Genomic DNA, 20,855 nt, shown 5'->3' on the forward strand with positions numbered 1-20,855 from the left:
CGCTCACCAATGACTTTTTCGTGAATCTGCTCGACATGAGCACGACGTGGAAGGCAACCTCGGAAGACAATGACGTGTTCGAGGGTCGTGATCGCGCAACGGGCGAACTCAAGTGGACCGGCGCCCGTGTCGACCTCGTCTTCGGTTCGAACTCCCAGCTCCGGGCCCTGGCGGAAGTCTACGCCTGCGAGGACTCCCAGGAGAAATTCCTGCACGATTTTGTGGCGGCATGGAATAAGGTAATGAATCTTGACCGCTTCGACCTTGCCCGATAGCAGCAGAAGCGTCTTGCCGCCATGTCCCAGGAGGATCGCGTCAAGGCAACGCGGGAATAACCGGTGATGAGCCGGATCCTTTGCGCAAAAAAGGTGGAATCCCTTTGAGGAGGCGATTCCACCTTTTTTAGTCCGTTCTGCGGCAGTGGTGACGGTTACATGCCGAGCATTTCCTTCTTCAGGCTTTTCTGGGCTGGTTTGTCGCAGAGCCAGATGCCGAAGAGGGCTTTTTTGAATTCAAGACCGGGTATCGTGGCAATAAGCGTTTCGTTCTTGTAGGCTTCAACTCCTGAGCCGGGCGCGTAGACCAGGTCGTACACATCGTTCACATTGATCTTTTCTTTGAAGACGCTGATGAAATTTTCTATCTCCGTCTGGATGGGAGCCGTGTTTCCATCGGTGGCGTTTTCGAAGCCTTCCCGGGTCGCTTCTTCCATCCGTTCGCTGGTGATCATCGAGGAAATGATGTGCAACCTGATGGCCATCGGCTCATCTGCATTGATGATCACTTCGGCGTCGCTGCTTTTTTCCTGCAGGAACAGACCACCCACGTAAAGATCCATGAAGAATTTGGTCCTTACGCCCGCTCCGTTCAGGAGCAGTGGTGCATTGCCGGCGGTAAGCGTTTCCGGCATGACAATACCGGCGATATCAGCCGCCACGGCCGGTGATGCGATGAGACACAGAGCCAGACATACAACGACACAAACCTTTTTAATCATACCTTCCTCCTTCTTGTATATATAATCGGCCCTTCGACGAAAAACCGATCAATTATATGCCCCCGCGGTGAGAATGCCCGCGACGCTGCGTTTTCTATTCCAGGGGTTTCTTCTCTATCTTTGCCGCCGCCTTTAACCGGTCCAGGTAGGCGATAACCTCCGTCTGCAGTTTTTCCTGCTTCAGATGTTCGATGAGGCGGTCCTTGATATCTTCAAAAGGAACCTGTCCCTCCGGTTTCCGCTCCACCGACTGTATCAGGTGATATCCGAACTCGGTTTCAACGATATCGCTCGTTTTCCCCGGCTCCAGTGCAAAAGCGGCGTCCTCAAAGGGTTTCACCATCTGACCCCGTCTGAAGAAACCGAGGTCTCCGCCCTTATTGCCGCTCGGGCACTGGGACTCTTCTTTTGCAAGAGCGGCAAAATCCGCCCCCGCCTTGAGCTTTTTCCGAATCTCCTCGATCTTTTTCCGTGCCGCCGCCTTTTCTTCATCCGGTGCGCTCTGATCGACCTTGATCAGGATATGGCTGGCCCGCACCTGTTCCGGCTGTTTGAAGGCCTCCGGGTTGGCCTTGTAAAAATCTTCCGCTTCCTTCTCCGTCACGCTGATCGTCGCGCTGATATGGTCGTCGACGAGTTTCTGGATTGTCATATCTTTTCCAAGCTGTGATCGCAGCTCTTCAAGTGTGATATTCATCCGGGCGAGGGCCGCCTCGAATTCTTCCGCGCTGGGAAAACGGTCCCGGAGGGATTGTACCTTTGCGGATACTTCCTGTGCATCGACGACGATGCCCTTCGCGTGGCTCTCCTGAAAGAGGAGTTCCCGGTTTATAAGGCTGTCCAGGACCTTTTCCTTTATTTCCGCGAGACGTTCGCTGTCGAGGGCCTGGCCGTTCTGCATGAGCTTTCTTTCGACCTGGCTCATTTCCATATCAAAATCGGAGCGGGGGATTACCGTACCGTTGACAACCGCCACGACGTCACTTGTGGTCCCTTCCTGCGCTGCCGGAAGCGGACAGGCCATGCAAAGGAGGAGCAGGACCGTTGTAATGAGAAGGACTGTTCTCTTTCTTTGTGTTCGCATTATTTCTTCCTTTCCGATTGAGATACAGGAAAAAGCTCCCGGGGGAGCCCTCATACAAATAGACATTCTCCATTTTTATTGAAGACAAAATCAAGGTATTTTTTGCGATTTTTTTATGATCCTTATTTGAACGATACGTTGTCGCGGTACCCGGCCGTATGGCGGATCGGTCAGTCCCGCGGAATGCTGAGGTGATCGGCAAGACCCGGGGCATCCGCCTTCTCGTGAAACGCTGCCCTGCCATGTTTCCCTTTTCCCTGATTCCGGTCATGATCGGGGGAGGAGATATCGCCTTGGCGGGTACCCAGGAAAGGTACAGCGGCGGCCATGAGCAGGAGAACGGCCGCAATGATCGCAATGGCAATGCGCACGTTCTTCCTGCCGCCCTTTCCACCCTCGATGAGCGCCCGTATCCACGTCCAGTGGAGCAGCAGGTGAATGCCCATGGTAACGACAAACAGAAGTGCCAGGACAAAGTGGATATCACCCCATTCGTGACGTGTCAGACCCCAGAGTTGTGCCTGGCCCGCACCGGGCGGGAGAATGTAATATATGAGAAGCCCCGTGGACAGTAGAAAGACGAATTCAACGAACGCAACCGTGTCGATGATAAAGTTTACTTTTGCCCCTGTCAGTTTCTTCATTTGATCGGCTCCCGCGTTCAGTTTCACCCGTACGAACCGGCCCGCACGCGTCTATGAACTGTTACCGTAAGGTAATGCGTCTTCCCATGCCTGTCAAGGGTGGGCCTTTGTTCGTTCCTTTCCTGCCGGTCTCGCCCGTTTCATGAACGAAGGGTAGCGATAAGCCGCCTTGGAAAGAGAAGCAGATCGAGGGCTTCCAGGATACCCGGCGTTGAAAGATCGGCGGCCATAAGGGATTCAGCCGCGGTTCCTTCATCCTGGAGCACCGCTATCCCCAGGGCCGCTCTCTTGAGCATCAGGCGATCATTCCTCCCATTGCCGACGCACACGGTCCGGTCGATTCCCAGTTCAGCCGTGTACGATGCCTTCGCTTCCGCCTGTTCTTCTCGGGGAATAATGTACAGGCGGCAAGGCAGCATTGAAAGTTCCTTTTTCACGGAGCCGAACGTGTCCGCTGTCAACACATGGATCGCGAGGTGCCTCGACAAGGTCCTGATTCGGTCCACCACTCCCGGAAGCAACTTCCCGTCCCGTGAAAGGGTGCCGTTGTAATCCAGAACAAGGTGTTCCAGCCTGAGCGTTCCATAACCGGGAATATCGATTTCTATCATTCGGACGTCCCCTTTCGCGCAGATTTCTCTTTATTACTCTTTCATGCGTGTTCCGGTCAATCGACTCTTTCCTTTGCAGGTGCTTCGAAATTCCGCCGATGTGTGAAAGATACCTGCATGTTATTATCTTCTTGACTCAATAACTCTTATTCAATATTGTAGCCAACCACGAGCAGTGTGAGTGATCGTGCCACATTTCAATCCCCCTGAAAAAATTCAGCGAGACGGCGTGCGTGCGACAGGTCTCAAGATGAGGAACTGATGCCATGGCGAAAAAACCGGGTCGACGGAAGCTCTTGAATAACAGTGATATCGGTAGCGCTTTCAGTGTCAATGAAGACAGATACCGTTCGCTTTTTGAGACGGTAACGGACATCATCGTTCTGATCGATCCCGAGTATGTCATTACCGACGTGTCCCCCAGCGTGGAACGGGAGGCGGGATATCGACCGGAAGAAGTGATCGGAATTTCAATTCATGATGTCGATTTTACCACCGGTGAGTTCCGGCGCAGCGTCTTCGAAAACCTTGAAAAAGTGTTTGCCGGCGAGAGGATCTCAGGTGTTGAGTATCAATTGATCACGCGCCGTGGAGATGTGATGTATGTGGAGATCAATGCCACACCCCTGTACCGGGATTGTATTGTTCATGCCTGTATCTGCGTGGCCCGCAATGTGACTCAGCGAAAGAGAATGGAAGAGGAGATCAGGGAAAGCGGGGAGAAATACCGTGACCTGGTGGAGAACATGAGAGACATTGTTTATATGACTGACGACAAGGGCATGATCACCTATGTGAGCCCTGTGATCAGAGAGCTTGGCGGGTATGAGCCGTCGGACATCATCGGAAAGCGGTACGTTGATTTCGTGTTTGATGAGGATCTTCCCGACCGGTGGGAGTATTTCACCCGGGCCCTTCAAGGGGAGAATGAAAACACGGAGTATCGCTATGTCACCCGGGATGGCCGTGTGAGATGGGTGAGGAACTCTCCCCGGCCGATCGTCAAGGATGGTTGCGTGACCGGTCTGCAGGGTAATCTGTCGGATATCACGGAGCGGAAAGAGGTGGAGGAATCCCTGCGAAGAAGTCAGGAATGGCTTCGTACCGTACTTGAGAACATGCCGGTTCTTCTCGTGGCCTTCGACGAGCGGGAGGGAATCATCGTCTGGAACGCCGAATGTGAGCGGGTAACGGGATATACAATGGAGGAGGCCCGGAACCTGGGAAACATCTGGGAAGCGTTGTATCCCGATCCTGAATACCGCGAGTGGCTGTTGAAAGAAACAAGACACCACCGGAATGAATACTACAATCTCGAAGTACGGATAACGGACCGGAACGGCGATGTCAGGACCCTTTCCTTATCCAATATTTCCGCTCAATTCCCTGTTCCCGGCTGGAAATTCTGGGCTGTCGGCGTCGATATGACGGAAATAAAGAAAGCGGAGGAGGTTCTTCGGAACATGAACGCTCATCTGGAACATCAGGTACGGCAGCGAACCGAGGAATTGCACATGAAAGCACAAAAGCTCGAAGAAACGAATGCTGCGTTGCGGACCCTGCTGCAGGCCGCCGAGGAATTCAAGGAAGACATGGAAATGCGGGTTCTCTCGAATGTTTCCCAGGTCACGATCCCCTACCTGGAGCGACTGAAGCGCACCCGGTTGAGCGAGGACCAGATGACCTACTGCACAATCCTGGACACTCATATCCGGAACATCACGTCCTCCTTCGCGAAACGATTGTCTTCACCCTATCTCGGCTTCACCCCCCAGGAGGTCAGGATCGCCACCCTCATCAAGGAACATAAATCAACCAAGGATATCGCCGAATTGCTGGCCATTTCCGAGAGTGCCGTTATTTTCCACCGTCACAACATCAGAAAAAAACTCGGTATCATCGGGAAAAAGGTGAATCTCGAAGCCCACCTGGAACAATTTTCACAGTAGAAGATCGGACTGGTATCATCTAAAAGCCTGGTAATACTTGTGATATTCATACATTGTTAGTTTATGCTAACGGTTTGCTGACAGTATTTTGACATACCAGATTCCCGGAAACGTGCTATAGCCTATCTCAACTTTTTTTCATTTGATTCATCTTCACTTCATTGACGGAGGACAGAGGCTTAAATCCCGCGATTTCCGGGGGGATGGTCGCGGGACGGGGAAGAGGGGAGGAACCGCTCCCCTCTTACCCCCTTGATATATCTTTTCTGAAAGGAGACGGAGGGGTGAATAAGAGTGATATTATAAGCAGCGTAAACGGGATCTGCAGAAGCAGGAGAGAGGCACACAACCTCGTCAATTTCGTTTTTTCCATGATCAGCGATGCGCTTACGGAGAAGGACACGGTTACCCTGACGGGTTTCGGTACGTTCCGGGTCATCCAGCGCAAGGCCCGACGGGGAAGAAATCCGCGAACCGGTGAAAACCTGTGGGTGGAGTCGTCGGATGTTCTACGATTCACTCCCTGCAGAACGCTGAAGGAAGCCGTCAAGAAGACAGACGGATATAAAAAAGCAGGACATCAGTCGGCATGACCCGCCGTATCTCCCCCCGGCGGGATCCTTTATGGCGGTGAAGCGCCGCCGTTTCCCGCGTACAGGCCCAAGAGATAGGGTTTCTGGCAGAGAAAGGCCATTGCCTGATCACGGACTTCCTTTTCCGCGAAGGAAACGGCGTATCGGTAGGTCTGATAGTTGAAGGTGATGGTCCGTTCAAAGTATAGGGGTTTCAGGGCATTGATAATGTCCAGGCGTGTTGCTTCCGGGGCGCCGTCGAAGAGGTAGAAGAGGCTGTACACAATGTGCGACCACAGCATGATATCAAGGTCGTAATAATCCATGGAATACATGTGATTGGTTTTCTGGTATGCATAGGTATTCAGGTATTGCTTCACCAGGTCTTTGTACTTGTCGTATTCCCTCCTGCAATCATCCTTCAGTCTGACGATATCCTCGACGGAAAGCGGTTCTGGTTCCATCATTTTATCGAGACCCTTCAACGCGACGGTGCGGATCACCGTTTGCCGGGCACTGGGAACATTGTTTTGCAACCATTTTGATTGATGCTTGTGCAGCGTGGTGAAAAGGGTATGAATGACCTCCTCAAACATCTGTCCCAGCTTTGGCGTGCTTGTGTTGTGTATCTTAACACCCAGTCCCGTCTGGCAGACCTTGAAATCGCCGAAGAGGGCCGAGAGGGACATGAATATATCGATACCGTAGTGACGGATCGTGTCGTTCCATTCCTGGTCAAGCCAGAACCGGCAGAGTTTCCGGGAAAATGCGAAATCGCCGCCGATGGGCTGTCTGATGTCTATGCCGGCCAGTGAAAAGACGAGTGGATAACAGAGGTGGTTCGTGATGGTCCCGTCGAATTGATGCCGTGAATAGAGAGGGGTGACGAGATCATGCCCTTCTTCGACGGGCGAGCCGAGGTACCGGATCCATTCGGGTGTTATCGAGCGCAGGTCGGCATCAATGACGATCGTTATGCCGGCCTCCACATCCCTGCAGAAGTTGAACAGGTTCCAGAAGTTATTGCCCTTGCCTGTTACACCTTCCGGCGTCGTGATATATTTTCTTTCAATATTTCGTGGTATTTCAGCTGCCAGAAAGGCTTCCCGCGTTCCATCGGGACTGTTGTTGTCGCAGTTTACTATGATGCAGCGCTTTGAGGGGAAATAGGTGGACAATCCCTGTGCCGCCGTCCGTGTGACGAAACCGATCGTTTCTGCTTCCCGGTATGAGGGGATGCCGACGACGACATCGTATGTCTGATTCACCGGTACAATGACTCCTTTTCAGCGTGGTGGGCCTGATCGATCCGTGCCGGACCCCCGCTTGAACGCTTAACCTCCCCCCTTATATTATTGAATCCGCAATGTCAACACTGATGACCACGAAAAAGTAAATATTACGAAATATCCTTATATATCCTTATATATCAATATATTGTGACTCATTGAACTACTGAATATAGGGTCACCGTTCACGGTTTTCGCCGGTCGTTCCTGATGGTCAGAGGGTGATGAAAAATCCCGCGGCCGTCAGGAGCGGTGTAATGATGGTGACAACCACGTTCAGCCCCATAAAGGGGGCCAGCTTCGGGATGTCACTGGCATGCCGGAGCAGGCCGAAAAAGGCGGCACCTGCCGCAGGGATCGACGCGAGGCCGAGCAGGCACCAGGCAGGAAAAAGGCCGGCCGCGACGGAGATAATGATGGAAACATAGGTGGCCGCGAGAAAGGATCCGTAAGTAATGATCCCCGTGGTTCTGCCGAAGGCGATGATGAGGTGTCGCCTGCCGATGCTTCTGTCCGCGTCGATATCCGGGAACTGGTTCATGAGAAGCAGGTTGCTGACCAGGAAAAACGGTATCAATGATGCCGCAAAGGCCATCCAGGAATATGACCCCGTTAGGACGAAATCGGTGCCCATCACCATGAGGGGGCCGAATCCGAGCCCGGGCGCGATGAGACAGAAAAGGGGACTGCGGGTGAGCCAGATGGTGTAGGTGAACACGATGATGAGACCGGCAACCCCCAAGGGTAACAGCAGAATACCCCGGACGGCGACAAAATAGAGGCCGATCAGGCCTGTCAGAATAAAGGCTGCCATTCCGGTTATCAGGGCCGTGCGGGCCTTGTGCGGCATACGCGGCAGAGTGCCGCTGCCGCCGCTGAAGGCGGTCCGCTGCGTTCGAAGGTCCAGTCCGCTGGTGAAATCGTAATATTCGTTCAGTGAATTCACGCTGACATGGGCCGACAGAGCACCCGCGAGGGTCAGGAAAAGATAGAACACGCTGAAGGTTCCCTGGGTATGAAACGCCGTTCCCAGGCCAAGAATGACGCAGGCTGGCGGGAGGATCAGAAAGGGCAGCCGCATCGGGCCGAGAATGTGTTCAAACTGCTTCATGCGATCGAGCCTGTTGTGCCCCCTCCTCAGAAGATCGGCGGTATAATGGCCCGGGTTCCCTTCAGTCGGGCAGTGATCAGTGCCGACAGGGAACTGACGGGGTTCACAGCCGCCAGTTTCAGCGGTGCGACTCCCATGTGGCGGCACAGGGCATGGACGGTCTCAGCCAGGTTGTTGCAACCGGGGCTCATGGTGACCTTCTTTTTGCCGAGGCGCCGGACCAGCTCCATGCCGTGTTCCTGGATGGCGCAGCTTCCCGCTATGTGGACGGGACCCTGAATGTTCCGGACCTCCGCGGGATCGATCCCCTTTCCCATGAGAATGGTGAAGCCTCCCTTCCCGTTGTGATCACAATAGAAGACTTCGACGACCGTCTCGGTGTTTCTCCGGCACCCTTCATTACAGCACCGCTCTTTTCCCCGCAGGATGACGAGTTCGGGAGGAAACCGGTCGAGCAGTTCGCAGGTCAGGTTCTTTTTGCGTTCTTCGAAGATCTCGCGGTTGATGATCGATATGTTGTCCATGTCGCTTTCACCGATGCCGGTTTCAGCGGCAAGCCGGAGGTGTTCCACGTCGTCGATGGCGAACCCGAGGAACGCCGCGGCGACAATATCGACAGAGAGGGGGTCGCGTCCTCCGATCAGGCAGTTCATGGGGACCACGCATTCGGATGTGTTCTTTTCGGCGATATAGTGGCCGTGGTTTGTCGCGATGAGACCGTCTATGACGACGAAGTCAGGCCGGATAACCCGGTAGATATCGGCAAATTTCCGGTGGAGTCGGAAATTGTGATCGGCGATGCGGCTCTGCTGATGTATCAAACCGAACTGGTTCTTTATTGAAAGGGTTACCTGTGACATGGAGTGTGTCTTCAGCTTGGGAAGGGAGACGTACAGGTTTCGATGGCCCTCTTCGATGAGCCGTTCGAACACGAAGGATGAAATGTCATTGAACGTCTGGAGACCCTCAAGGTAGATGGGAACGACGCCGGTCTCATCGAGATAGACCGGGATGGCGCCCGTTTCCCTGCACACCCGGCTCATGCCCGTTCCCGTGAAGACAAGGCGGGTAAAATTACTCTGGGTGCAGTTTTCGATAACGTAGATATCCCGTGCTCCCTGGCGCTGAAAGTACCTGATCACTTCCCTGACAACTTCGGGATCGGTGAAACTGTAAGGTTTCAGATCGACGGTGTTCACCTTCAGATAGACATCACCGCTTGATTTCAGCAGCGACGCGCCACCGCCGAAATGCTCAAAGATGTCGCGGACAGCCACTTCGATCCCCTGCCCGGTATCGGAAAAAACAACCTCGCTTTTCTGTCCCATTCCCCGGTTCTCCTCTCATCGGGGAGACTTATCCGCCGGTCATCACAGTTCGTACAGTTTCTCATCCATCGCCGGCCGACGCCGCTTCGATGCCTTCTTTCCCCTGGTTTCAAGGGTAAAGGGCTCTTCCCCCTCGAACATGTCCCCCATCTCTTCTTCTATTTTTTCAGGGTCCTCTCCTTTTTCAAGACGGCTCAGGGCTTCTTCCATTCCGGAGCTCAGATTCAATCCCGCCGCCTCCGACAGTTTCCTCATCATCGATGCTGCCTGTCGGGGATCATCCTCGTTGATCCTGCCGGCTTCCCGTGCCAGCATCTCCATGGCTTTTTCCATCCGGGATTCATCGATGGGCGGCATATCATCATCTCCCTCGCCTCGCTCTCCCGAAATGGTGGCGAACAGCGACATCTGGCGGCGCAGCTTCACGGTCTTGCAGCGGGGGCAGCGGGGAACTTTCTCGATGTTAACCGACTTCGAATAAAAATTGAATATCGTATTGCATTTTCTGCAGTAAAACTCATAAATCGGCATGCTTTAACCTCTGGTATTTATTAGGGAGAATCTACAACAACCGGTCCTTGAAAATCAATATCTTCTTTCTTTCGGAACTCCTGGAGCCGGGCAATGCGGGCCAGGAGCGGCGGGTGCGAATAATAGAACCAGGCATAGATGGGGTGAGGGTATAGGTTTGACAGATTATCACGCGCCAGTCCCCTCAGGGCGGAAATGAGAGGGGCCGTTCTTCCGGTAAGATGAAATGTAAAATCATCGGCTTCCTGTTCATAGCGCCGGGAGAGTGCCGAGCTCAGGGGTCTGAAAAAGAAGGCCACCGGTCCCGACAGTGCCGATATGAGAAAGAGCCCGGCGGCGGGGTTGATACGGCTGAAGCCGAAGGTATGGTAAAACTCCGGCCATGCCATAATGCGGGATATGATGAAGAAAAGGAAAAGGGACAGGATCTCCATAAGCAAGAGCTGTTTGATGATGTGTCTTTTTTTCCAGTGCCCGATCTCATGGGCGAGAACGGCGAGGAGTTCGTCATGGCTGTGGGAGAGCAGGAGCGTGTCGAACAGGACGATTCGCTTCGATCTGCCCAGACCCGTGAAATAGGCGTTCGTGTGCCTGCTCCTTTTCCCTGCATCGACCTGGAAGATCCCTCGTGCCTTCAGCCCGGCCTTCTCGACCAGTGCGATTATCCTGTCACGCAGTTCTTGATCTTTCACCGGTTCATATCGGTTGAAAAGAGGCGCTATGACAACGGGATAGAGCCACATGATGAGGAGCTGAAAACAGGCGAACAATATCCATGCCCAGAACCACCATGCCGGTCCTGCGTGAAAGATCAGTACCAGAAGTGACCCGAGAAGGATTCCCGTCAGCACCAGGGACACGGCCAGCCCCTTCAGGAGGTCTGAGAGCCACAGCTTCCAGCTGATCGTGCTGAAGCCGTATTTTCTCTCTATGACGAACGTTTCGTAGAGTTCGAAGGGAATATCGAGCACGAACCCGACGGCGGCGGGCCCGGCGAGGAAGAGCAACCCCGCGATGACGGCATTGAATCTCAGGGATTCAACGTACTCGGCATACCAGGGGAGCAGCCCGGAAAGTATAATGAGGAGCAGGATACCGTCGTTGAAGAGACTGACCAGGGAACCGAAACGGGAAGAGTCGATGGTGTATCCCGTCATGCGGACCAGTGTCTTTTCATCCAGAACCTTTTCAAAGCCCGGTGGCACCCGGTTTCCCTTCCGTGTCAGGTGACCGACGTTGATGCGTGTCAGAAGCAGGCGGCAGCAGGAGCGGCCGAGAAACAGTACCAGAAATGCCAGAAGAAAACCATTGAACTGAATCATACAATCCTCATCAATGTGCCGGTGACCCGATCAGTCCAGTATGCTTTCGCGAAGGTCGGCAAAGCTGTCCTTCCCGCAGGCGAAGAGGAGGGAGAGGGGCATGACCTTCCGGGCACGCATTACCATATGGCGAGCCGTCTCACGGATGTCCCACTGGGCGTGACGGTCTTCCCTGAGACGGGAAATGTGGTAGAGTTCGCGAACATTTACTTTCATGATAACCCGTTTTCTATGGGCGTTGGTCAGAATATAGGGGGCGGCGGCGGGAGCGGACCGCGCGATCCGCTCATAGACCTCGTTCGTCCGGGATATCCTTTCCATGAAGGGGCCATTCATGTTGACCGCCTCTATCGACGGGGGAACGGTCACCCCCAGTGCCGGGTCGTATTGCTGGGAGGTTATGGTGGCGAGGCGGTGACGCTTGAGCTGGGCGAAGCAGCTTGCGCTGATGGTGAGCTCGTAGAGAATATCGGCGTTCTCGAATTCCCGCGGCGGGCTGTCGTACGCTTCCATCCGCCGGCAGGCGGTCTTTATGATATCCTTCTTTTCCTCCGTGGTAAGGCGGGACACTGTCTTCCTGCACTGCTCCATGGATCGATTCGAAAGGGAGTGCAGAAGAGAGGAGAGGATGATATCGTCTGCTCCCGGCGTCGCGTGCAGGAGTATTACAGGATCGCCGCCGGTCGCGTTTTTCTGTTCGGCCAGTGTTGCCATATGTTCACGCAGTTCGTTTCTGGAATGGAGATCATAGGGCGTTGCTTCGGTGTACCGGACGAGGGAGGGCGCGATATGACGTGTTGCGTCATACAGCCTGGCGCCGTATTCCCGCATTTCAGCAAGATGATGCGCCGCCGAGCGCCGCAGCATCAATTCCAGGTTCCGGGCGTTCAGGGTCATGCCGAGCTGTGTTTCCGTCGCCAGGGACACGATGTACCGTGCGTCCTCCTTTGCCCACCCCTCGAGCGTCATCCTGTGCGAAGGTTTTTCGGCGAGGTCCCGGTGCGTGTCGAAGAAGTACTCCCGCAGGGCCCTGAAAAGGTCATGGTACAGCGCGTTCTGTTCCTTCACGGTCTCGCGGAAAAGCATGCGCGACTCGTCATCGACCAGTTCGGCGGGTATGACGAAGTCGTCCTCGAGACGTATGTAGCGCTGTGATTTCTCCGTGAAGGAACAGAGGCGGAATTTCTCTATTTCTTCGACGATGAGCCGGGATACGCCGAGAACATCAATGTTGAAAACCGCGTGTTCCGCGATGGAACTGTGGCCCATGTCAAAGACGATCGATTCGTTTGATCTCCTGGCTTTTTCGATCTCACGGCGGGAGATCGCCCGCAGTTCGTTCACGGGCAGGGGGTTTCTGCTGATGCGGGCGTAGGCGGCCGAGATGGTCTCCGGTGTGATGTTGTCCATGCCGGGATGAGATGCCGTGAGGGTCTGCAGTGTTTCGTAATCGACATTGAATCCCGCAAGAAGAATGTCCACGAACTCCCCCCTCCCTGTGAGCGTTATTGCATCCGGCCGGCATCTGAGGGGCTTATAACAGGATTTCACAGAGTGGTCAAACAGGTTTTCCTTTGCTGGCCCCCGCCTGAAATCCCCATGGCATACAGGGCGTTGCAGTTCTATCGCGACGCAGGAGGACGGAATATCATCTACGTCGGTGATCCCCGTTCATCGGGGGACGAGGCATTCCATGCCCTGCTCGATGAACTCCCCCTTGTCGAAAGGCGGCGGCTCTGCACATGGCCCGGCGTTGAGGAATATCTCGTCATCCGTTCCTGCTGAAAGGCGGGTATCCGCCGGGAAACAGCTCAGGTTGCAAGGCCGTGAAGGATCCGGTCGACCTGTTCCATTACTTCTTCCACCGTCGATACGGTGAAGAGCCGGCCCGTCTCGACCGGTTCCATCGTTGGCGCGCCGAGGCCGACCACCGGCGTGCCCGACTTCAAAGCGATGGCGATCTCCGACAGTGTTCCCGCTCCTCCCGCAAGGGCGATGAGAACATGGGGTGTTTTCGCGTTGATGACGTTTCGCCCGTCGAACATGCCCGTGTAAATGGGAATATCGACGAAATCATTGGGATATCCCGCCAGTGGGCACCGGCGGTCGTTGGGCAGGATGCCGACGACCAGGCCGCCCGCCCGGTGCGCTCCCTCTGAAGCGGCCTTCATGATCCCCGTGCCGCCTCCCGTCAGGAGCACATGACCCCGCCGGGCGATCTCCTCGCCGATACGATACGCGTCGGTCATGGCGGGCGACCGGTCCGAGTGGCTGCCCACGACACCGATAATGTATGGTTTCTGCCTGACCATGATTTCCGGCATGATCCGACGGCCCTTCTGCAGGTAATGATAACCGGCGCCTTCCGCGCGCCGGACTTGAACATACATATAGAAAAAAGAATTACCTGAGGCAACGATAAAATGGAGAGGACTCCCTCCGGCAAAAAATCCCTTGATTTCTTTCAGGATTTTTATTAGCTAAACGGCGAACAGAGAGTAGGGACATGAAACTGAGAGAAGATCTCTATTGCGTGCGCCGGTGGTGCCCGGTTCTCATATCGGGTGTGTTTACAGCCGCTGGATAACGCGTATCGATGGATGGGACACAGCCGTGAACAGACTCTGCTCACGGCTTTTTTTTGAGGAAGTAAGGGAGTATAACTCATGGTGAAATCATTCATGCCCGCCTTTAAAAATGAGGAAGAGCTCAGGTCACTCCAGCTCAAGGGGCTTCAATGGACCGTGGCCCACGCCTACCGGGGGAGCGATTTCTATCGCCGGCGCTTCGATGAGGCGGGAGTGCGGCCGGATGACATAACAAGTCTCGACGACCTGAAGCGATTGCCCTTTGTCACCGCCCAGGACCTGCAGGAACAGTACCCCTGGCCGCTCAGGTCGGTCCCCTTCGAGCAGATCGTGCGGCTTCACGCCTCATCAGGTACCACGGGAAAACGGAAAGTGCTGATCTACACGGCCCGGGATATCGATGACTGGGCCGACATGTTCGCCCGCTGTTATGAAATGGCGGGACTGTCACGGGATGACCGGATCCAGATCTGTGTCGGTTACGGCGTCTGGACCGCCGGCGCCGGCTTTCAGCTGGGATGCGAGCGATTCGGGGCCCTCGCCGTACCGGCCGGACCCGGGAACCTGGACATGCAGATGCAGTTCCTCGTGGATTTTCAGCCGACGGTCATCTGCTCCACGGCGTCCATGGGGCTTCTCATGGCGGAGGAGGTGAACAGGCGGGGACTTCGCGACGCAGTCAACGTCAAAAAAGTTATCTTCGGTGCGGAACGGTCCAATGATGCCATGAGGAAGACCATTCTTGAACTGCTCGGGGCGGAACAGACCTTTGATATTCCCGGTCTCACTGAACTCTACGGCCCGGGGACGGGCCTTGATTGTGAACATCATACCGGTATCCATTACTGGGCGGACTATTACATCATGGAGCTCCTTGATCCGGACACCCTCGAGCCCGTGCCGGAAGGGGAGGTTGGTGAAATGGTGTATACAACACTTCGTAAGGAGGGTGCGCCGCTCATCCGCTATCGCTCCCGGGACCTGACGCGCCTCATTCCCGGAGACTGCCCCTGCGGATCGCCGCTGCCCCGCCATGACCGGATCCTCGGGCGTTCCGATGACATGTTCATCATCAGGGGAGTGAACATATATCCCGGTCATATCGACGAGATCCTTGCCCGGCAGAAGGGGGTCGGAAGCGAGTACCAGATCCATCTTGAGCGCGGCGACGACGGGAAGGATTATATGACGATCAGGGTGGAACGGGCCGGGGGAGTATCCCCCGGCGATGACGCAGGAACGGCGCGTGTCATAGAGAGAGAGATACAGAAAGGCATTCTCGTCAGCGGGACCGTTGAGATAGTTGATCATCACTCCCTGCCGAGGACGGAAAGGAAATCGAAACGGGTTTTCGATAACCGGGAATAAAGGAAAATAATGCTTGATTCATTTCAAGATTTGCATTATTTAGTACGGACTTGCATGACACGAAGGGATACCTGATGATACGCGACAGATTCCTGACAGGCTGGTGGTGGCGGTTTCCACATAGCGGGGAAGGGTCTGTGCACTGTTTGATAACAGGTTGAAGAGAAAAAGGAACACCGTGAAGGCCGTGGACAGACCAAGTCCACGGCCTTTTTTTTGATGTGAGCGCTGTGTGACGGAAAAATCACGGGGAAATGAACATGGAACAGAGAATTCTTATGGGAAACGAGGCTATCGGCAGGGGGATCATCGAGTCGGGATGCACGCTCGTTTCTTCCTATCCGGGGACCCCGGCGTCGGAGATCCTTGAGTCGGTCGCCGCCTTTGCCGCTGAAGATGCCGTTCCCCTGCATGTTGAGTGGTCGGTCAATGAAAAGGTCGCTTATGAAGTGGCCCTGGGAAACAGCTACACGGGAAAACGCTCGGCCGTGGCCATGAAGCAGGTGGGTCTCAACGTGGCCTCCGATCCTTTCATGCGCTCGGCCTACCTGGGGGTCAAGGGAGGTCTCGTGGTCGTGGTCGCCGATGACCCGGGCCCGCACAGTTCCCAGACGGAACAGGACAGCAGGTTCTTTGCCTGCTTCGCCCGCGTGCCCGTTTTCGATCCTTCGAATCCCACAGAAGCTAAGGATATGGTGGGGAAGGCCCTGGAGCTTTCCGAAGAATACGAAATACCCGTCATGTTGCGTCCCACGACGCGGGTCTGTCATGCGAGGCAGAACGTGGCGGTCCATGCTCCAAAGAGGCCCGATCGAAAGGCGCATTTTGAAAAGGACCCCGGGCGGTGGGTGGCGACGCCGCAGTTTCTGACGGGCCTTCACCGGGGCCTGAACGACAAGATCGACGCGATCGCCGGCCGGCGGGACTTTTTCCCCTCCCTCACCGGCGGCGACGGTTCACGGCCCCGCTCCTGCATCATATCCTCCGGTGTGGCCTATGCCAATGTGTACGAGCTCCTCAACGACCTGGGCATACTGGGAACGATCGACCTCTACAAGGTTGACGTACCATACCCGCTGAACAGGCATTTCATCGAGGAGATTAATACCCGGTATGAAGAGATCCTGGTGATCGAGGAGACCTACCCGACCATTGAAATGCAGTTGCAGAACGGCGCGGTCCGCGGCCGGCTTTCAAAGACCGTTCCCGACCAGGGTGAATTGATGCCCGAGGTCATTGAGAAGGTGTTGCGTTCGTTCCTGAACTTACCGGAGGAGAGGGGAGAGGAGAAACCGGCGGTCCGGGGCGTCAGGCCGACGCTTTGCCCGGGATGCCCGCACCGTGCCGCGTTTTACGCGATCCGGAAAACCTTTCCGAAGGGCATATTCCCCAGCGATATCGGCTGCTATACCTTGGGAATGAATTTCGGCGCCGTCGACACCTGCCACTGCATGGGGGCTTGCATCAGCCAGGGAGCGGGACTGTACCATGCATATGCGGCGGACGGGGATGAATATCCCACCATCGTGGTGACCATCGGCGATTCCACCTTCTTTCACGCGGGAATGCCGGCACTGGTGAACGCCGTGTTCACCGGCGCCCGGTTCATTCTTGTCATCCTCGATAATTCGACGACGGCCATGACGGGGAACCAGCCGACGCCGCAGGTGGGGGTCCTGGCGGACGGCCGCCGAGGGAATCCCGTTTATATTCCCGACCTCGTGACGGCGAGCGGCGTGCGGTTCCTTCGGGAATGCGATCCCTATGACGTCGAGAAATTCACCGAGCATCTGCGGGAAGCCGATGAATACTGCCGCGGTGCTCAGGGAAGCGTGGCAGTGATCATCTCCCGGCATCCCTGCATTATGGACCGTGAGGCCTTGAAAAGCCAGCGTCGGTTCCGGGTTGCCGTTACGGAAGAGTGCACGGGCTGTAAGGTCTGTATAACGCGGTTTGAATGTCCCGCCATCGTTTTTGACGAAGAAGCGGAGCGCGCTCATATCGATCAGAACATCTGTATCGGATGCGGTGTCTGCGAGGTTGCCTGCCCTGTGGGTGCCATATCGGTGGAAGAAATGGGGGAAGATCGGTGAAACAGCAGATCATCATCAGCGGAAAAGGCGGCCAGGGGGTTCTCTTTTTGACGAGGTTGCTCGCGGAAGCGGGGATGGTGGCGGGACTTCCGGTCCTGACGTCGGAGACCCACGGCATGGCGATGCGGGGTGGCACGGTTATTTCCCACGTCAAGGTCGGTTCCTTCATGAGCCCGCTGATCCGAAAGGGCGGTGCCGACGCGGGACTGTTCCTTTCCCATTCGAATATCGCGATCCATGGAGATTATGTGGGACCGGGTGGCCGGTGCGTGGTCAATACCGACCGCGCGGGCGACTTTCTCGGGGTCGATGCGACGGAATATGCCCGGGAACTCGGCTCGTTGCTCATGACGAACCTGGTCCTGCTGGGGTATGCGATCACAAAGGGCGTCCTCTTCTGCGATGCTTCCCTGATGAGGACGGTTATTGAACAAACTTCTCCCCCCCGCAAGCGGGAGCTCAATCTGCGGGGATTTGAGAGGGGATTACATCTGTAAGGAGGGTATCCATGAAACAAGGAGGGTTGTTAATCAAGGTTGCCGGAATCGTGGGGGTGATCATCCTGGGGCTGGCGTTCATCGCACCGCCGGCCGTTGCGGGACCCGTCACCCTTTCCTACGCCAATTTCCCCCCGGCGTCCACCTTTCCCTGTGTCCAGATGGAACGGTGGAAGGAAGAGGTGGAAAAGCGGACGGGTGGGGCCGTGGCGATCAACACCTTTCCGGGAGGCACGCTCCTGGGAGCGAAGAACATGCTGGACGGCGTCATCGGCGGCCAGGCCGATATCGGCTGTTTCGCCATGTCCTATCATCCGGGCCGCTTTCCCATCATCGAGGCGATCGACCTGCCTCTGGGATGGCCGAACGCAACCGTGGCGAGCCTGTCGCTGATGGACCTGTATGAAAAATACCGGCCCGAATCTTTCGCGAAGGTCAAGGTACTGACCCTGTTCACCTGCCCCCCGGCCAACATCATGTCCATCGAGCCGGTCCGGACCCTTGACGATCTGAAGGGGATGGAGATCAGGGCCGCCGGAACGGGAGTGAAGGTTCTCGAGCTTCTCGGGGCGAGCCCCATTGGCATGCCGCAGTCGGATGTTCCCGATGCGCTCCACAAGAAGGTCATCGAAGGAATGGCCTCCTCCCTGGAAGTGATGAAGGATTTCAACTATGCCGAATACTGCCGCTATATCACCATGACCAATCTCCAGGTGGTGACCTTCGCGGTGGTCATGAATCTCGATCGCTGGGACTCATTGCCGGCAGATGTGCAGAAGGTTCTCGACGACCTGGCCCGTGAACAGGCGCAGTGGACCGGACAATATGTGGACGGGCACGTCAACGAGGCCGTCGCGTGGTCGAAGAAGACCTACAATGTCGAGATGATCGAACTTTCCACCGATGACAGGGCGCGCATGAAGAAAATGCTTGAGCCGCTGACCGAGGGGTATGTGGGACGAGTGGGAGACCAGGTTCCCGCCAGAACGATCATTGATGACGTGCTTGAGTTCAAGGAAAAATATTCAAAACTGTATTAGACGGTTGTGCAAAGGGAGATTATGGAACGGCTCATCGCATTACTTGACCGGGTCAGCACGTTGATAAACCGGGTCCTGACCGCCATCGCCGGCACGGTTCTCGTGCTCATGGTGGTTCTCGGCTCGGCAAATGTCGCGCTTCGCGGATTCGGCCTCCCCATCCAGGGGACCTTTGAAATGATGGGGTTTTTCGGCGCCATAACGGCGGCCTTCGCGCTCGGAAGGACCCAGATCAAGCGGGAGCATATCGCTGTTGATGTGGTGATACAATTCTTCCCGTCCCCGGTCCGGCGTTTTCTCAGCGGTGTCAGTTACGTGATCGGCGCCGTGTTCTTCGCCCTGGCGGCGTGGCAGACGGCCCTGTGGGGAACGAATCTCTGGCGGGTCAATGAATTGTCCGAAACGCTTCGGATCATCTATTTCCCCTTCGTGTACTGTGTATCACTGGGCTGCCTGGTGCTGTCTTTGGTCCTTTTTATCGACATGCTCAAGGTTCTGAACGGAACCGGGGAGGTTCACTCATGACGCTTACCGCCATCGGTCTTGTGGGTGTTGCCGTTCTCCTGTTCCTGCTTCTCTTTCTCGGTATGCCCGTGGGGTTTACCATGGCCGTCGTCGGTTTCGGCGGTATCTGTTACGTGATCTCCTTCAAGGCAGCTCTGGGAATGGTGGGGACCGAGCTGTGGAGCACCTTTTCCTCCTACGGTCTGACCATGGTGCCCCTCTTCGTGTTCATGGGACAGATCTGTTTTTACTCGGGGCTTAACCGGCGGTTGTTCAAGGCGACCCACACGGTCACCGGCCATGTCCGGGGCGGTCTGGCAATGGCCACCGTCTTCGCCTGCGCGGGGTTCGCCGCTATCTGCGGATCCAACACGGCCACGGCGGCGACGATGACCACCGTGTCACTTCCCGAGATGAAAAAATACCATTATGACCCCGCGCTTTCCGTGGGGTCCATAGCATGCGGGTCAACGCTGGGAGTCGTCATTCCACCCAGCGTGGTCCTTATTCTGGTTGGACTCTACACGGGACAGTCCATCAGCAAGCTTTTTTACGGCGGCATCCTGGCGGGGATCGTCCTTGCCATCCTCTTTATGATCACCATTGCCATCCTCTGCTGGATAAACCCGGAATGGAGCCCCCTGGGAAAACGGACGTCGCTGAAGGAAAAGATCCGTTCCATGCCCGGCTTTTTTGAGGCCGTGACCCTTTTCGCTCTTGTCATGGGCGGGCTCTATGCCGGTGTTTTCACCCCCACCGAGGCCGGCGCCGTCGGGACCTTTCTCGCCCTTGCCATGAGCCTTGTCAGAAGGACCCTGACCTGGCAGGGGTTCACCGCCGCCGTCACCGACACGCTGCAGGTGTCCTGCATGGTCTTCGTGATCATCGCCGGCGCCGTCATGTTCAGCCGTTTTCTCGCCCTGACGCGCATTCCCTTTGAAATGGCGGACTGGGTCGCGGCGCTGCCCTTTGCGCCGGTGACGATACTGAGCGTCATATTCATCATATATATCATCGGCGGGGCCCTCATGGACGCCCTCGCCCTCCTGCTGATAACGATACCCATCTTTTTCCCCGTTGCCCTGAAACTGGGGTATGACCCGCTCTGGTTCGGTGTGATGATCACGATCATTACGACCCTGGGCGCCGTTACCCCTCCCGTGGGGGCCACGACGTACGTGGTGGCCGGAATGGCGAAAGACGTGGGACTCGGCGGGGTCTTCCGGGGGGTCCTTTATTTTCTGCCGGCCTATATCCTCTGTATCATCCTGCTCATGGCCGTTCCCCAGATCATCACCTTCCTTCCCGGCCTGATCCGGTAGTTCAG

21 protein-coding genes are annotated in these 20,855 nt (G+C 55.7%); 10 read left to right on the forward strand and 11 right to left on the reverse strand.

Translation table 11 applies throughout. From position 1 onward, the window contains the following. Nucleotides 1-275, forward strand: a 275-nt coding sequence (locus JXO48_00005; protein ID MBN2282253.1) for a catalase-peroxidase, incomplete at its 5' end; no start/stop codon positions are given. A 155-nt stretch (nt 276-430) separates the two neighbouring features. Here JXO48_00005 and JXO48_00010 read toward each other — a convergent pair. From JXO48_00010 to JXO48_00025, 4 genes are all read right to left on the reverse strand, one after another. Continuing rightward, nucleotides 431-997, reverse strand: coding sequence for a chalcone isomerase family protein (locus JXO48_00010; GenBank protein MBN2282254.1), 567 nt, complete (start codon nt 995-997; stop codon nt 431-433). Nucleotides 998-1,091: 94 nt separating this feature from the next. Further along, nucleotides 1,092-2,081, reverse strand: coding sequence for a peptidylprolyl isomerase (locus tag JXO48_00015; GenBank protein ID MBN2282255.1), 990 nt, complete (start codon nt 2,079-2,081; stop codon nt 1,092-1,094). A 170-nt stretch (nt 2,082-2,251) separates the two neighbouring features. Continuing rightward, complete coding sequence (locus tag JXO48_00020; GenBank protein MBN2282256.1) at nt 2,252-2,725, reverse strand: DUF4405 domain-containing protein; 474 nt, start codon at nt 2,723-2,725, stop codon at nt 2,252-2,254. Nucleotides 2,726-2,865: 140 nt separating this feature from the next. Then, nucleotides 2,866-3,336 carry an ATPase P gene (locus JXO48_00025; GenBank protein MBN2282257.1) on the reverse strand — a complete coding sequence of 157 codons (471 nt, stop codon included), beginning with the start codon at nt 3,334-3,336 and terminating at the stop codon, nt 2,866-2,868. 266 nt (nt 3,337-3,602) lie between these two features. Between JXO48_00025 and JXO48_00030 the strand changes: the two genes are divergently transcribed. Further along, the gene (locus JXO48_00030; GenBank protein ID MBN2282258.1) at nt 3,603-5,285 is read left to right on the forward strand and encodes a PAS domain S-box protein; all 1,683 of its coding nucleotides are present in this window, start codon (nt 3,603-3,605) and stop codon (nt 5,283-5,285) included. Between the two features lie 284 nt (nt 5,286-5,569). Next, nucleotides 5,570-5,878, forward strand: a complete 309-nt coding sequence (locus JXO48_00035) for an HU family DNA-binding protein (GenBank protein MBN2282259.1) — start codon at nt 5,570-5,572, stop codon at nt 5,876-5,878. Between the two features lie 29 nt (nt 5,879-5,907). Here JXO48_00035 and JXO48_00040 read toward each other — a convergent pair whose 3' ends face one another. From JXO48_00040 to JXO48_00065, 6 genes are all read right to left on the reverse strand, one after another. Further along, entirely contained in the window at nt 5,908-7,125 is a 1,218-nt protein-coding gene (locus JXO48_00040) for a glycosyltransferase (protein MBN2282260.1), read from the reverse strand. 235 nt (nt 7,126-7,360) lie between these two features. Then, complete coding sequence (locus JXO48_00045) at nt 7,361-8,257, reverse strand: prenyltransferase (protein MBN2282261.1); 897 nt, start codon at nt 8,255-8,257, stop codon at nt 7,361-7,363. Between the two features lie 26 nt (nt 8,258-8,283). Next, entirely contained in the window at nt 8,284-9,585 is a 1,302-nt protein-coding gene (locus tag JXO48_00050; GenBank protein ID MBN2282262.1) for a DUF362 domain-containing protein, read from the reverse strand. Between the two features lie 42 nt (nt 9,586-9,627). After that, nucleotides 9,628-10,116: a zinc ribbon domain-containing protein gene (locus JXO48_00055; GenBank protein MBN2282263.1), complete on the reverse strand. Its 489-nt coding sequence runs from the start codon at nt 10,114-10,116 to the stop codon at nt 9,628-9,630. Nucleotides 10,117-10,136: 20 nt separating this feature from the next. After that, complete coding sequence (locus JXO48_00060; protein ID MBN2282264.1) at nt 10,137-11,438, reverse strand: M48 family metallopeptidase; 1,302 nt, start codon at nt 11,436-11,438, stop codon at nt 10,137-10,139. Nucleotides 11,439-11,468: 30 nt separating this feature from the next. Next, entirely contained in the window at nt 11,469-12,920 is a 1,452-nt protein-coding gene (locus JXO48_00065) for an FAD-dependent thymidylate synthase (protein ID MBN2282265.1), read from the reverse strand. 72 nt (nt 12,921-12,992) lie between these two features. Here JXO48_00065 and JXO48_00070 point away from each other — a divergent pair, with 72 nt between their 5' ends. After that, nucleotides 12,993-13,223 (forward strand): hypothetical protein, encoded by a 231-nt coding sequence (locus tag JXO48_00070; protein MBN2282266.1) that lies wholly within the window; start codon nt 12,993-12,995, stop codon nt 13,221-13,223. A gap of 26 nt (nt 13,224-13,249) precedes the next feature. Here JXO48_00070 and JXO48_00075 read toward each other — a convergent pair whose 3' ends face one another. Next, on the reverse strand, nt 13,250-13,762 hold the full coding sequence (locus JXO48_00075) for a TIGR00725 family protein (protein ID MBN2282267.1): 513 nt from the start codon (nt 13,760-13,762) through the stop codon (nt 13,250-13,252). A 342-nt stretch (nt 13,763-14,104) separates the two neighbouring features. Between JXO48_00075 and JXO48_00080 the strand changes: the two genes are divergently transcribed. The 6 genes from JXO48_00080 (at nt 14,105) to JXO48_00105 (ending at nt 20,850) form a co-directional block, all read left to right on the forward strand. Then, a complete protein-coding gene (locus JXO48_00080; GenBank protein MBN2282268.1) occupies nt 14,105-15,394 on the forward strand; it encodes a phenylacetate--CoA ligase in 1,290 nt (429 codons plus the stop codon). 254 nt (nt 15,395-15,648) lie between these two features. Continuing rightward, nucleotides 15,649-17,487, forward strand: coding sequence for a 4Fe-4S binding protein (locus JXO48_00085; protein MBN2282269.1), 1,839 nt, complete (start codon nt 15,649-15,651; stop codon nt 17,485-17,487). Next, a complete protein-coding gene (locus JXO48_00090) occupies nt 17,418-17,984 on the forward strand; it encodes a 2-oxoacid:acceptor oxidoreductase family protein (protein ID MBN2282270.1) in 567 nt (188 codons plus the stop codon). Before JXO48_00085 ends, JXO48_00090 begins: the two co-directional genes overlap by 70 nt. Nucleotides 17,985-17,995: 11 nt before the next feature. Further along, complete coding sequence (locus JXO48_00095) at nt 17,996-19,024, forward strand: TRAP transporter substrate-binding protein (GenBank protein ID MBN2282271.1); 1,029 nt, start codon at nt 17,996-17,998, stop codon at nt 19,022-19,024. A 21-nt stretch (nt 19,025-19,045) separates the two neighbouring features. Beyond that, nucleotides 19,046-19,549, forward strand: coding sequence for a TRAP transporter small permease (locus JXO48_00100; GenBank protein ID MBN2282272.1), 504 nt, complete (start codon nt 19,046-19,048; stop codon nt 19,547-19,549). Next, nucleotides 19,546-20,850, forward strand: a complete 1,305-nt coding sequence (locus tag JXO48_00105; GenBank protein ID MBN2282273.1) for a TRAP transporter large permease — start codon at nt 19,546-19,548, stop codon at nt 20,848-20,850. Before JXO48_00100 ends, JXO48_00105 begins: the two co-directional genes overlap by 4 nt. Nucleotides 20,851-20,855 lie beyond the last annotated feature (5 nt).

The sequence above is a fragment of the Deltaproteobacteria bacterium genome (assembly GCA_016933965.1).
Lineage (GTDB): Bacteria > Desulfobacterota > Syntrophia > Syntrophales > UBA2210 > JAFGTS01.